14 protein-coding genes and 1 pseudogene are annotated in these 12,127 nt (G+C 43.4%); 13 read left to right on the top strand and 2 right to left on the bottom strand.

Annotated elements, in window-relative coordinates; translation table 11 throughout:
• Positions 1-85 precede the first annotated feature (85 nt).
• The 6 genes from SSIN_RS01170 (at position 86) to SSIN_RS01145 (ending at position 5,463) form a co-directional block, all read left to right on the top strand.
• The gene (locus SSIN_RS01170; protein WP_037614810.1) at positions 86-1,285 is read left to right on the top strand and encodes a phosphoglycerate kinase; all 1,200 of its coding nucleotides are present in this window, start codon (positions 86-88) and stop codon (positions 1,283-1,285) included.
• A gap of 433 nt (positions 1,286-1,718) precedes the next feature.
• Complete coding sequence (locus SSIN_RS01165; RefSeq protein WP_037614807.1) at positions 1,719-2,384, top strand: COG3942 and LysM peptidoglycan-binding domain-containing protein; 666 nt, start codon at positions 1,719-1,721, stop codon at positions 2,382-2,384.
• Positions 2,385-2,656: 272 nt separating this feature from the next.
• Positions 2,657-3,181 carry an FUSC family protein gene (locus SSIN_RS01160; RefSeq protein WP_037614804.1) on the top strand — a complete coding sequence of 175 codons (525 nt, stop codon included), beginning with the start codon at positions 2,657-2,659 and terminating at the stop codon, positions 3,179-3,181.
• 78 nt (positions 3,182-3,259) lie between these two features.
• Positions 3,260-3,625 carry a MerR family transcriptional regulator gene (locus SSIN_RS01155; protein WP_037614803.1) on the top strand — a complete coding sequence of 122 codons (366 nt, stop codon included), beginning with the start codon at positions 3,260-3,262 and terminating at the stop codon, positions 3,623-3,625.
• 35 nt (positions 3,626-3,660) lie between these two features.
• Positions 3,661-5,007 carry a type I glutamate--ammonia ligase gene (glnA, locus tag SSIN_RS01150; RefSeq protein WP_037614799.1) on the top strand — a complete coding sequence of 449 codons (1,347 nt, stop codon included), beginning with the start codon at positions 3,661-3,663 and terminating at the stop codon, positions 5,005-5,007.
• Positions 5,008-5,061: 54 nt separating this feature from the next.
• The gene (locus SSIN_RS01145) at positions 5,062-5,463 is read left to right on the top strand and encodes a GNAT family N-acetyltransferase (protein WP_037614797.1); all 402 of its coding nucleotides are present in this window, start codon (positions 5,062-5,064) and stop codon (positions 5,461-5,463) included.
• A gap of 130 nt (positions 5,464-5,593) precedes the next feature.
• On the opposite strand, the gene rnjA is transcribed toward SSIN_RS01145, so the two are convergent.
• Together rnjA and SSIN_RS01135 are read right to left on the bottom strand one after the other, a co-directional pair.
• The gene (gene rnjA / locus SSIN_RS01140; protein WP_037614794.1) at positions 5,594-7,279 is read right to left on the bottom strand and encodes a ribonuclease J1; all 1,686 of its coding nucleotides are present in this window, start codon (positions 7,277-7,279) and stop codon (positions 5,594-5,596) included.
• A gap of 3 nt (positions 7,280-7,282) precedes the next feature.
• Positions 7,283-7,513: a DNA-dependent RNA polymerase subunit epsilon gene (locus SSIN_RS01135; protein WP_037614791.1), complete on the bottom strand. Its 231-nt coding sequence runs from the start codon at positions 7,511-7,513 to the stop codon at positions 7,283-7,285.
• Positions 7,514-7,825: 312 nt separating this feature from the next.
• On the opposite strand from SSIN_RS01135, the gene tsaB reads away from it, so the two are divergent.
• The 7 genes and pseudogenes from tsaB to SSIN_RS01105 all read left to right on the top strand — a co-directional run bounded on the left by tsaB (position 7,826) and on the right by SSIN_RS01105 (position 12,058).
• Positions 7,826-8,512 carry a tRNA (adenosine(37)-N6)-threonylcarbamoyltransferase complex dimerization subunit type 1 TsaB gene (gene tsaB / locus SSIN_RS01130; protein ID WP_037614789.1) on the top strand — a complete coding sequence of 229 codons (687 nt, stop codon included), beginning with the start codon at positions 7,826-7,828 and terminating at the stop codon, positions 8,510-8,512.
• Complete coding sequence (rimI, locus tag SSIN_RS01125; RefSeq protein WP_037614787.1) at positions 8,509-8,961, top strand: ribosomal protein S18-alanine N-acetyltransferase; 453 nt, start codon at positions 8,509-8,511, stop codon at positions 8,959-8,961. The genes tsaB and rimI overlap by 4 nt, the downstream gene beginning before the upstream one ends.
• Positions 8,951-9,976 (top strand): tRNA (adenosine(37)-N6)-threonylcarbamoyltransferase complex transferase subunit TsaD, encoded by a 1,026-nt coding sequence (gene tsaD / locus SSIN_RS01120; RefSeq protein ID WP_037614785.1) that lies wholly within the window; start codon positions 8,951-8,953, stop codon positions 9,974-9,976. The genes rimI and tsaD overlap by 11 nt, the downstream gene beginning before the upstream one ends.
• Positions 9,973-10,668: an AzlC family ABC transporter permease gene (locus tag SSIN_RS01115; RefSeq protein ID WP_037614783.1), complete on the top strand. Its 696-nt coding sequence runs from the start codon at positions 9,973-9,975 to the stop codon at positions 10,666-10,668. The genes tsaD and SSIN_RS01115 overlap by 4 nt, the downstream gene beginning before the upstream one ends.
• Entirely contained in the window at positions 10,658-10,981 is a 324-nt protein-coding gene (locus SSIN_RS01110) for an AzlD domain-containing protein (protein WP_037614781.1), read from the top strand. The genes SSIN_RS01115 and SSIN_RS01110 overlap by 11 nt, the downstream gene beginning before the upstream one ends.
• Positions 10,982-11,080: 99 nt before the next feature.
• Positions 11,081-11,212: pseudogene (locus tag SSIN_RS11120) on the top strand (SAM-dependent methyltransferase); the annotation flags it as partial.
• Positions 11,213-11,317: 105 nt separating this feature from the next.
• Positions 11,318-12,058, top strand: a complete 741-nt coding sequence (locus SSIN_RS01105) for a MerR family transcriptional regulator (RefSeq protein ID WP_037614779.1) — start codon at positions 11,318-11,320, stop codon at positions 12,056-12,058.
• Positions 12,059-12,127: the final 69 nt, after the last annotated feature.

Raw genomic sequence — 12,127 nt, 5'->3', positions numbered from 1 at the left:
GGGCAAAAGCGTTTAATTTTGCTATCACTTTTACAGCTTTTGTGATATAATTATCATGTATTAAAAATAGAAGGAGTCATATCCAATGGCAAAATTGACTGTTAAAGATGTTGACTTGAAAGGGAAGAAAGTTCTCGTTCGTGTTGACTTCAACGTTCCTGTAAAAGACGGTGTAATCACTAACGATAACCGTATTACTGCTGCTCTTCCAACAATCAAGTATATCCTTGAACAAGGCGGACGTGCAATTCTCTTCTCTCACCTTGGACGTGTGAAAGAAGAAGCAGATAAGGCTGGTAAATCACTTGCTCCTGTAGCTGCTGATTTGGCTGCTAAATTAGGCCAAGATGTTGCTTTCCTTCCAGGTGTCACTCGTGGTGCTGAATTGGAAGCTGCGATCAATGCTCTTGAAGATGGACAAGTTCTTTTGGTGGAAAACACTCGTTTTGAAGATGTTGACGGCAAGAAAGAATCTAAAAACGATCCTGAACTTGGTAAATACTGGGCATCGCTTGGAGATGGTATCTTTGTAAACGATGCATTCGGTACAGCTCACCGTGCACACGCATCTAACGTTGGTATCTCAGCAAACGTTGAAAAAGCTGTTGCTGGATTCCTTCTTGAAAACGAAATTGCCTACATTCAAGAAGCGGTTGAAGCTCCAGAACGTCCATTCGTAGCGATTCTTGGTGGTTCAAAAGTTTCAGACAAGATCGGTGTTATCGAAAACTTGCTTGAAAAAGCCGATAAAGTCCTTATCGGTGGTGGTATGACTTATACCTTCTACAAAGCACAAGGTATCGAAATCGGTAACTCACTTGTAGAAGAAGATAAATTGGACATTGCAAAAGCTCTTCTTGAAAAAGCAAACGGTAAATTGATCTTGCCAGTTGACTCAAAAGAAGCAAATGCTTTTGCGGACTACACTGAAGTGAAAGACACTGAAGGCGAAGCAGTAGATCCAGGTTTCCTTGGTTTGGATATTGGTCCTAAATCTATTGCGAAATTCGACGAAGCTTTGACTGGTGCGAAGACTGTTGTATGGAATGGACCTATGGGTGTCTTTGAAAACCCTGACTTCCAAGCTGGTACAATCGGTGTGATGGACGCTATCGTGAAACAACCAGGCGTGAAATCAATCATCGGTGGTGGCGACTCTGCAGCAGCAGCCATTAACCTTGGCCGTGCAGACAAGTTCTCATGGATTTCTACTGGTGGTGGAGCATCAATGGAACTCCTTGAAGGTAAAGTATTGCCAGGACTTGCAGCATTGACAGAGAAATAATATTTGTAATGAAAAGAGTTGGGAAACCAACTCTTTTCTAGTGCCTTGTTTGCTCTAGTTGCAATTTAGGACATCCTATCATACAAAAGGGTTACTTTCTGTATCCTCAACTTCCGATAGTTTGCTGAGATATTGGAATTATTCGCATCGACTCAGGACAGTTTTTTTGTAAAATGATTGTTTTATAAAAAAGCTTAACACAGAACTTAGAGATAGTTCAATAGGATTTCTTGTAGTATGGGGAGTAGATTGATTGACCATTGTGCTTTGTTCAGTTCTTGTTATCTTCGGTTTTTAACTAAAAATCCTCCTAAAAAACGCTGTAGTAAAAGTAGCAATTATTTGTAACATGACTAAAATATAAGCCTAAAATACCTGACATGTAAATTAGATATAATTTTTCTATTATCAATTTATACGGAGAAACATAGTTATGAAAAAAGCATTTGCTAAAGCAACTCTTGGTTTGACTTTCACAGCTTTCTTGGCGACAATTGGGGCTCAAACTGTTAGGGCAGATTCTTATGTTGTTCAACAGGGGGACTCTTTTTTTGCCATTGCCAGCGCTACTGGGATGAATCCTTATGACCTTGCTGCTAATAATGGAAAATCAATTTTTGATACGATTACCCCAGGGGATGTGCTAGAAGTGAGCGGTACCACTCAGGTTCAGGCTTACAATCCTTACAGCGGTTCGGTTTATGAAGCGACAAGCAATGCTGATTTGGTATCTGATGTAGAAGATGTTGTCTTGAATACTCCGACTGATTATGGTAATTCCTACCCAATCGGCCAGTGTACCTGGGGTGTGAAAGAAACGGCTTCTTGGGCGAGCAACTGGTGGGGGAATGCCAACACTTGGGCCGTCAATGCTAGTGCCCAAGGCTATGCAACAGGAAATGTTCCAGTAGCAGGTGCTATTGCGGTTTGGGACGGCGGTGAATACGGACATGTTGCTTATGTGACAGATGTTCAAAGTGACGGCTCCGTCCAAGTCTTGGAAGCTAACTACAATCGCCAAAAGCAAATTGGAAACTATCGCGGTTATTTTAATCCTAATGAATTTATGGGCAACGTCACCTACATTTATCCAAACTAAAGATTGGGAAAAGGGGGCTGAGACATTTTTTGTCTCAGCCTCCTTTTGTTATAACAGAGAGCTCTTGACGTGCTAACTAATTGTTTTTTGTTCGTCTTTTAGATTCAAAAAGCTCTTTTGACAAAAATTTTGATTTTTTCAGCCATCAGTTCAACAGTCTGCCAGACTGTCGAACTGGCTTTTTGTTGTGAGAGAAACTTCCAAGCAGAAAGAGTTTTTTTAGGCTAAAATATGTTAAAATAAGGGTAGCAGACTTTTAAAAAGGAAATCGGATGGGTTACTTTAACAAATATAAACTGGATAAATCACAGTTTCGAATTGGTATGCGAACCTTCAAAACAGGAATCGCAGTGTTCATTATTTTGTTAATTTTTGGTTTGTTTGGTTGGAAGGGGCTTCAGATTGGGGCCTTGACAGCTGTTTTTAGCTTGCGGGAAGATTTTGATAAAAGTGTTCATTTTGGCACGTCTCGTATTTTGGGAAATAGTATCGGTGGTTTTTATGCGTTGATTTTTTTCTTAATCAATAGTTTCTTTCACAATCAATTTTTGGTGACCTTACTGATTGTCCCTATTTGTACCATGTTGACCATTATGACCAATGTCGCAATGAATAATAAGGCCGGAGTAATTGGCGGGGTTTCTGCTATGCTCATTATCACCTTATCAATCCCTGCGGGTGAGACAATTTTATATGTATTTGCCAGAATCTTTGAAACGTTTATGGGAGTATTTGTTGCGATAATTGTGAATACGGATATTGACCGTATTCGGATCTGGTTCAACGAAAAAAAATAAAATCTGTGTAAGAAAATCTTACATTACTTCTTGACATAAAAATTATTTGGGATATAATAGTGCATAGAGGAGAAAATGATGAAGGAAAAAGAGTTTCGCCGAAATATGGCAGTCTTTCCTATCGGTAGTGTTATGAAACTGACGGATTTAACAGCTCGTCAGATTCGTTATTATGAGGATCAAAATTTGATTACTCCGATTCGGAATGAAGGGAATCGTCGCATGTATTCCCTTAATGATATGGATCGGCTTTTGGAAATTAAAGATTATATTTCTGAAGGTTGTAATATCGCCGCTATCAAGAAGAAATATGCTGAACGAGAAGCTAAGTTGAATAAAACCATTAGCGAAGATGATGTTCGTCGGGCTCTCCATAATGATATTCTTCAGCAAGGGCGCTTTGGCGCTTCGCTTCCAACCTTTGGTCACATGCGTCGACCATAAATTATTTTGTTTTTTTATTTACAAGGAGAAATCTCATGTCAATCACTGCAGCTGATATTCGTCGTGAAGTTAAAGAAAAAAATGTAACATTTATTCGTTTGATGTTTTCAGATATTTTGGGAACAATGAAAAATGTTGAAATTCCTGCAACCGACGAACAGCTTAATAAAGTTTTGTCCAACAAAGCAATGTTTGATGGCTCTTCAATTGAGGGTTTTGTTCGTATTAATGAGTCAGATATGTATCTTTATCCAGACTTAGATACTTGGACAGTCTTTCCTTGGGGAGATGAAAATGGCAGCGTGGCAGGTTTAATCTGTGATGTTTATACAACAGAATTCAAGCCCTTCCAAGGAGATCCGCGCAGTAACTTGAAACGTGCGCTAAAGCATATGGAAGCACTAGGATTTAAATCTTTTAATTTGGGTCCTGAGCCAGAATTCTTCCTGTTTAAATTGGATGAAAATGGCGATCCAACGCTGGAAGTGAATGACAAAGGCGGCTACTTTGATTTGGCACCGACAGACTTGGCTGACAATACCCGCCGGGAAATCGTTAATATTTTAACCAAGATGGGCTTTGAGGTAGAAGCTAGCCACCATGAAGTGGCAGTTGGTCAGCATGAGATTGACTTTAAATATGATGAAGTTCTGCGGGCTTGTGACAAGATTCAGATTTTCAAACTGGTTGTTAAGACCATTGCTCGCAAGCATGGGCTTTATGCGACCTTCATGGCCAAGCCGAAATTTGGTATCGCCGGTTCTGGTATGCACTGTAATATGTCCCTTTTTGATCAAGATGGCAACAATGCTTTCTTTGACCCAGAGGATCCAAAAGGTATGCAGTTGTCAGAGACAGCCTACCATTTCCTGGGTGGCTTGATTAAGCATGCTTACAACTATACAGCTATCATGAACCCTACAGTTAACTCTTATAAGCGTTTGGTTCCAGGTTATGAAGCGCCTGTGTATATCGCTTGGGCTGGTCGCAATCGCTCGCCTTTAGTTCGGGTGCCAGCATCACGTGGCTTGGGAACTCGCTTGGAATTACGCTCGGTGGATCCGATGGCCAATCCTTATATCGCTATGGCTGTTCTGCTAGAAGTAGGTCTGCACGGTATTGAAAATAAGATTGAAGCACCTGCACCGATTGAAGAAAATATCTATATCATGACTCCAGAGGAGCGTAAAGAGGCAGGCATTACTGATCTTCCGTCTACTCTTCATAATGCTGTTAAGGCTTTAACAGAGGATGAGGTTGTCAAAGCAGCCTTGGGCAATCATATTTATACCAGCTTTGTTGAAGCTAAACGGATTGAATGGGCTAGCTATGCAACCTTTGTTTCTCAATGGGAAGTGGATAACTACTTAGATTTATACTAATCTTAGGGCAGGAGGATTTGAATATCCCCTGCTTTTTCGTAGAGGAGGAGAACGATGACAGATTTTCATGACTTTATCAAGCAGGTTTTCGATGAGCAATATGAAGCTTCTTTTGGACCAGCTATGCTTGAAAAACTTGAACCTCAAGATTATTATTTAAGGTGGGAGGAAGATGGCCAGTTAATTGCCTTGCTCCATGCCCAGCAAGTACTGGAAAATATTCATATCAAGGCTTTGGTGGTGGATAAAGAACATCAGAAAAAAGGTTTGGGAGCCAGTCTGCTGGCAGAATTAGAAGAAAAGGCTGTAGAAGCTGGAGTAACTAGCATTACCTTGTCCACTAAATCTTATCAGGCTAGGGATTTTTACATCAAGCAAGGCTATGAAATCTACGCCAGTCTAGAAGATGTACCGAAGAAGGGTGTTGTCAAGTATCATTTTATCAAAAGATTTTAGAGGTAAAGGAAAACCAATCCATTGAATGAACTGGTTTTCCTTTTATGTTATAGTTATAAAGTAATCAAATCAGTAGGAATCCCGCTTTTATATTTCAGGATTCAGGAATTCGCGTTTACTGGATTTGAGTTTAATCAATTTCTTCGTCTGGTGTAAGCACCATCGGAATGATAATAGGTTCGCGCTCGGTACTTTCGTAGAGGAAAGGACGCAAGGCATTGACGATAGCACCGCTGACAGATTGGACGCTGGCATCTTTATTCTTGAGAGCAATGCGGATAGCATTGAAGAGGATACGCTGGCTTTGGCGAATGAGGTCACCTGATTCGCGCATGTAGATAAAGCCACGGCTTAGAATATCTGGACCGGCTAAAATCATCTGGGACTCAAAGTCAACCGTCGCAACAGCCAGGACAACACCGTCCTCTGACAGATCTTTGCGGTCGCGCAGGACTGCAGCTCCGATTTCACCAATGCGGTTCCCATCAACATAAATATCTTGAGCGTTGAAGCTGCCGGCAATACGAGCTGAGTTAGCTGTTAGAGCTAGCACGTCACCATTGCTCATGATGAAGATATTGTCTTTGGGTACTCCAGTATCAACGGCTAGACCTGCATGGACTTTCTGCATGCGGTATTCCCCATGGACAGGCATGAAATATTTAGGCTTGATCAAGCGGAGCATGAGTTTCTGCTCTTGTTGGCCACCGTGTCCAGAGGTGTGGATGTTGTTAATCTTACCGTGAATCACTTCTACACCGGCCTCGGAAATGATGTTAATCAGCTTGTTAACGCTGGTCGTATTCCCAGGGATAGGGCTGGATGAGAAGATGACTGTATCTCCAGGCTGCAGCTGAACCTGGCGGTGGGTACCATTGGCAATCCGAGACAGGGCTGCCATGGGCTCACCCTGACTTCCAGTACACATAATTAGCACTTCGCCAGCTGGGTAGTCCTTGAGTTCATTTGGCTCGATGAAGGTATCTTTGGGAACCTTGATGTAGCCCAGCTCAATCCCGTTTACAATGGCCTTTTCCATGGAGCGGCCAAAGACCGCAATCTTGCGACCAGTCTTGACAGCAGCATCTGCTGCCTGCTGGAGACGGAAGATGTTGGAGGCAAAGGAAGCGAAAATAATCCGTCCATTAATGCCTTCAATGATCTTCATAATAGACTGTCCAACAACTTTTTCGGAATTGGTAAAGGTCGGAACTTCAGCATTGGTCGAGTCAGACAGGAGGCAGAGAACGCCTTCCTCGCCCAGAGCAGCCATGCGGTGCAGGTCGGCCGGCTCACCGACTGGTGTAAAGTCAAACTTGAAGTCACCGGTACAGACAATCTTACCCTGCGGCGTATGAATGACAATTCCCAAGGGTTCTGGAATAGAGTGGGTTGTCCGGAAGAAAGTCGCCTTCAGATTTTTAAAAGTCAGCTCTGTATTTTGATTGATTTCATAAAGTTTGGCACTGCGCAGGAGTCCGTGCTCTTCTAGCTTGCCTCGAATGAGGGCCAGCGCCAAAGGGCCAGCATAAATAGGAACATTGGCTTGCTTGAGCAGGAAAGGAATGCCGCCGATATGGTCCTCGTGCCCGTGGGTGATGAGGACAGCTTTCACGCGATCAATATTTTCTACGATATAGGAGTAGTCGGGGATGACATAGTCGATACCCAAGAGGTCATCTTCTGGAAATTTAATCCCAGCATCAACGATGATAATCTCATCTTGATACTCAATTCCGTAGGTGTTTTTACCGATTTCGCCTAGACCACCGATGGCGAAAACACCAACTTCTTCTTTCTTTAAGTTATATGCCATAGGTTATAACTCCGTCAATTCGAAGGCGCCTGACTCTTTTTCGTACTCCAAATGTTTGTCAGACAAGAGCTCGATAAATTCGATATTGTATGGAGTCTTTTCTTCGACCAATTTGCGGGCTTTGATGTGGCCTTCCAACTCATCGGCTGCCTCTACTTCTAAATAAAGGGCATGTGTTTTTTCACGGCGTGGGCTACGATCTTTTGTTTCCTGATAAAAAACTTTGTAAATCATTACATTTCCTTCCATTTTCATGATCAAGCTACAGAAAACGACAGCTGGTCAGCTGCTTTGTCTTATTCAATTTTCTGGGTAGTAGATTGACCTTGATTCGTTATAATTCTAACCAATTATAACATAAAATAACGTATTAGTAAAAGGCAGAATTGAGAAAACGGAAGGGAGAACAGTTTTGCTTTGTGAAGCCAATTTCATTTTAGTAAAAGTTGCTCTTGGCTAAATAAATCTTTGAAAGGTTTCTCTATCCGCGATTAGGCTTTTTGTAGTATAATAGTAGGCAGACATTCGAGTAAGGAATAACTTAGTATGAAAATTTTAGCATTTGATACATCAAATAGGGCTTTGTCGCTGGCTGTTTTAGAAGATAAGGATCTCTTAGGACAGGTGACGCTCAATATCAAGAAAAATCATAGCATTACCCTTATGCCGGCTATTGATTTTCTGATGAATAGTCTGGATTTGAAACCGGCCGATTTGGATCGTATCGCGGTGGCTCAGGGGCCGGGTAGCTACACAGGCCTGAGAATTGCGGTGGCGACAGCCAAGACTCTAGCGCATACCCTCAAGATCGAGCTGGTCGGTGTGTCTAGTCTGCTGGCTTTAGTACCAGAGCAGGTGGAAGGTTTGGTCATTCCCATCGTGGATGCCCGCCGCAATAATGTCTATGCTGGCTTTTATCAGTCTGGTCAGGCTATGCGGCCGGAGGCCCATCTTCCTTTGGCAGAGGTTTTAGACATAGTTAGCGCTGCTAATCAGCCCGTCACTTTTGTCGGAGAGACAGCAACTTTTGCGGAGCAGATTGAAGCTGCTCTTCCTCAGGCTGCCCTTCAGCCGACCTTACCAGACGCAGCAGCTATTGGTCGTCTCGGTTTAGACCTGCCAGCCCAGTCCATTCATGACTTTGTCCCTAACTATCTCAAGCGGGTAGAAGCCGAGGAAAATTGGCTCAAGACCCACCAGGAATCCAGCGATTCTTACATTCAGCGCCTATGATTAAGTTGAGAAAATGGAGCAGCAGCTTGAATGTGGACGCGGCAGTTCTAGCAGAAGAGCTGGAAGAGCTCTTACTTGCAGTCTATGAGGTCAGTCCTTGGACAGCCATACAAATGGAAGAGGTTCTGCGTTCGGATGTGAATAGATGTGCGCTAGCAGAAGATGGGAGTCAGCTTGTCGGCTTTTTAGTCTGGCAGGAGACAGACTTTGAAGCAGAAGTTCTGCAAATTGCTGTATTGCCTAGCTATCAGGGGCGGAAAATCGCGACAGCCTTGTTTGACTTTTTGCCAGCAGACAAAGAAATTTTCCTCGAAGTGAGGGAGTCGAACAAGCCAGCTCTGCTATTTTACAAAAAAGAAAAATTTGAAGAAATCGCGCGGCGGAAGTCCTACTACTATGCACCAGTGGAAGACGCGATTGTTATGAAAAGAGAGATTCATGAAAGATAGATATATTTTAGCTTTTGAGACGTCTTGTGACGAGACCAGTGTGGCGGTTCTGAAGAATGAGACGGAGCTTTTGAGCAATGTCATTGCCAGCCAGATTGAGAGTCACAAGCGTTTTGGCGGAGTGGTACCGGAAGTGGCCAGCCGTCACCATGTGGAGGTCATTACGGTTTGTATTGAGGAAGCCTTGGCAGAAGCGGGGATTAGCGAGGAGCAAGTGACAGCAGTGGCGGTCACCTACGGACCTGGCTTGGTTGGGGCTCTTTTGGTCGGCTTGGCAGCGGCCAAGTCCTTTGCCTGGGCTCATGATATTCCCTTGATTCCAGTCAATCATATGGCCGGACATCTGATGGCAGCTCAGAGCGTGGAGCCCTTGGAATTTCCCTTGCTGGCTCTCTTGGTCAGTGGCGGTCACACTGAGCTGGTCTATGTCAGTCAGGCTGGTGACTATAAAATTGTTGGGGAAACTCGCGATGATGCGGTCGGTGAAGCCTATGATAAGGTCGGTCGCGTTATGGGGCTGACCTATCCAGCAGGCCGGGAGATTGATCAGCTGGCTCATCAAGGACGGGATATATATGATTTTCCGCGGGCGATGATTAAGGAAGACAATCTAGAATTTTCTTTTTCCGGTCTCAAGTCGGCCTTTATCAACCTGCACCACAATGCCCAGCAAAAGGGAGAAGTCTTGTCTAATCAAGACCTGTCAGCAAGCTTTCAGGCAGCGGTCATGGATATTCTCATGGCCAAGACTAAGAAAGCGCTGGAAAAATATCCAGTCAAGACTCTGGTCGTGGCGGGCGGTGTTGCGGCCAATCAAGGCCTGAGAGAACGCTTGGCAGCTGAGATTCAGGATGTTAAGGTGATCATTCCGCCTCTGCGCCTCTGCGGTGACAATGCTGGTATGATTGCCTATGCCAGTGTCAGTGAGTGGAACAAAGAAAATTTTGCCAGTCTAGACCTGAATGCCAAGCCAAGTCTGGCCTTTGAAACGATGGAAGAAGAGAAGGATTTATGAGAGGACAGACTTTTAAACAAGGGGTTCAGGCAGCGGTGCCAACGGCTTTGGGCTATATTGGAATCGGTCTGGCCTGCGGTGTCATGGCAGCGCCTTATATGAATCCGTTTGAGATGGCTCTAATGAGCATTCTGATTTATGCAGGCAGTGCCCAGTTTGCTATGATTGGTCTATTTGCCCAGCAGGCGCCGGTTTTGGCCATTGCTCTAACGGTCTTTCTCATTAATATCCGCCATCTCTTGCTTTGTCTGCATGCATCAGCTTTTTTTCGTAAATCTAGTCTGGCGCAGAATATGATTATTGGTTCTTTCTTGACGGATGAGTCCTACGGTGTCCTGATGGGAGAGCAGGTACATACAGGGGAAATTTCTGCTTACTGGATGATGGGCAATAATTTCATGAGTTATACTTTTTGGGTCTTGGGAACTATTTTAGGGGCAGCCTTAGGCGGGCTCTTGCCCAATCCTGAACGATTCGGCTTGGATTTTGCCTTGGTGGCTATGTTTGTTGGCATTTTCTCTTCTCAGTTTGCCATTATGCTGCGTCGGATTAAGATGAACAAGCTTTTTCTGGTTTTGAGCGTGGTGGGTATCACCTATCTGCTTTTGACCATGGTGGTTCAAAATTCATTGGCGGTGCTCTTTGCTACATTGTTGGGTTGTACGGTGGGGGTGATCTTGGATGATAAGTAAGTATATTTTGCTGGCTATTCTTTTTTCGGCCGTCGTCACTTGGATTCCGCGAGTCTTGCCTTTTATTTTGGTCAAATACAAGGGACTTCCGCCCATGGTGGAGCGTTTCCTTAAATACTTGCCTGTATCTATTATTTTTGCTTTGATTTTATCTAGCGTTACCAATGCTCAGCCAGGACGCCTTCCTAGTTTCAGATGGCTGGATTTGCTAGTTGTTTTTCCGACAACCTATGTATCCTTTAGATACAAAAATCTGATTGCAACCGTTATTTTTGGCGTTGTACTGGCAGCCCTCTCACGTCTCATTTTTTAATCAATGCACCTTCTTGGAGGAGGTGTCTTTGTTTTTGTAGAAGTTATCTGGAAATATCAGAAATTATGCTACAATAGGAGAAAAGTTTTCGATGAGGTGGATGACGACCTAGGCAGTACTCTGAAAATCTGCTTCAATGCCCTCAAAAATGGAAACTACGGCTAAGTTATGAAAATGTTCCCAAAAAATCAAGAAAAATTAGCTTTCATTGCTGTGATTTCTTGTAAATAAATTTGAGTCGCTTGGGAAAATCTAAGAAGGTTTTAAAATTTTTATAAAAAAGCTTGACTCTGACCTTTGGTCAGGGCTTATACTATAGTGGTAAGGAGGTCTATCATGTACCATATCAAAGAAGCTGCGCAGCTTTCGGGTGTCTCTGTCAAAACCTTGCATCATTACGACAAAATCGGACTTTTAGTTCCTGCCAAATCAGAAAATGGCTATCGGACATACAGCCAAGTTGATCTAGAGCGGCTGCAGGTCATCCTTTACTATAAGTATCTGGGCTTTTCTTTGGAGAAAATAGCAGAGCTGCTGAGTCAGGACGATCAGGCCTTATTGCCGCATCTGCTGAGGCAGTTGGAATATTTGCAGCAAGAAAGAGACCGCTTGGATACCTTGATTTCCACCTTGCAAAAAACCATCCAAGAAGAAAAAGGAGAAAGAAAGATGACAATGAAAGAAAAATTCGCAGGCTTTACCTACGAAGATAATCAAAAATACCAGCAAAAAGCTGTAGAAGAATATGGTCAAGAAGTCATGGCGGAAGCACTAGCTCGTCAAAATGGACGGGAAGAAGAATCTGCCGCAGCCTTCAATCAAGTTTTTCAAAGTCTGGCAGAGAATATGCAGCAAGGCTTGTCGGTTGACGCAGCAAAAAATAAAGAGCAGGCAGCCCAGCTCTTGCAAGCCATCCGTACTTATGGCTTTGATTGCTCTATTGAAGTCTTCGGTCATATCGGTAAAGGCTATGTCTATAACCCAGAGTTTAAGGAAAATATCGACAAATTCGGTCCAGGCACAGCTCAGTACACAGCAGATGTCATTGCAGCTTACGTTCGGACAAATGCAGAATAAATGAGTCTGGGACAAAAGTCCTAGCCTCTCAATTGTTTTTGGATTGTCGAGCAAGACGCAGTGGTTGAG

Source organism: Streptococcus sinensis (genome assembly GCF_000767835.1).
GTDB lineage: Bacteria > Bacillota > Bacilli > Lactobacillales > Streptococcaceae > Streptococcus > Streptococcus sinensis.
This window is presented reverse-complemented; position numbering and strand designations above follow the sequence as displayed.

Excerpts from the sequence above, each read along its gene's own strand:
- rimI (WP_037614787.1), top strand. The coding sequence starts at position 8,509 with ATGATTAAGTTGAGAAAATGGAGCAGCAGCTTGAATGTGGACGCGGCA.
- SSIN_RS01165 (WP_037614807.1), top strand. The coding sequence starts at position 1,719 with ATGAAAAAAGCATTTGCTAAAGCAACTCTTGGTTTGACTTTCACAGCT.
- SSIN_RS01170 (WP_037614810.1), top strand. The coding sequence starts at position 86 with ATGGCAAAATTGACTGTTAAAGATGTTGACTTGAAAGGGAAGAAAGTT.
- SSIN_RS01105 (WP_037614779.1), top strand. The coding sequence starts at position 11,318 with ATGTACCATATCAAAGAAGCTGCGCAGCTTTCGGGTGTCTCTGTCAAA.
- SSIN_RS01110 (WP_037614781.1), top strand. The coding sequence starts at position 10,658 with ATGATAAGTAAGTATATTTTGCTGGCTATTCTTTTTTCGGCCGTCGTC.
- tsaB (WP_037614789.1), top strand. The coding sequence starts at position 7,826 with ATGAAAATTTTAGCATTTGATACATCAAATAGGGCTTTGTCGCTGGCT.
- SSIN_RS01145 (WP_037614797.1), top strand. The coding sequence starts at position 5,062 with ATGACAGATTTTCATGACTTTATCAAGCAGGTTTTCGATGAGCAATAT.
- SSIN_RS01155 (WP_037614803.1), top strand. The coding sequence starts at position 3,260 with ATGAAGGAAAAAGAGTTTCGCCGAAATATGGCAGTCTTTCCTATCGGT.
- SSIN_RS01115 (WP_037614783.1), top strand. The coding sequence starts at position 9,973 with ATGAGAGGACAGACTTTTAAACAAGGGGTTCAGGCAGCGGTGCCAACG.
- SSIN_RS01135 (WP_037614791.1), bottom strand. The coding sequence starts at position 7,513 with ATGATTTACAAAGTTTTTTATCAGGAAACAAAAGATCGTAGCCCACGC.
- SSIN_RS01160 (WP_037614804.1), top strand. The coding sequence starts at position 2,657 with ATGGGTTACTTTAACAAATATAAACTGGATAAATCACAGTTTCGAATT.
- tsaD (WP_037614785.1), top strand. The coding sequence starts at position 8,951 with ATGAAAGATAGATATATTTTAGCTTTTGAGACGTCTTGTGACGAGACC.
- glnA (WP_037614799.1), top strand. The coding sequence starts at position 3,661 with ATGTCAATCACTGCAGCTGATATTCGTCGTGAAGTTAAAGAAAAAAAT.
- rnjA (WP_037614794.1), bottom strand. The coding sequence starts at position 7,279 with ATGGCATATAACTTAAAGAAAGAAGAAGTTGGTGTTTTCGCCATCGGT.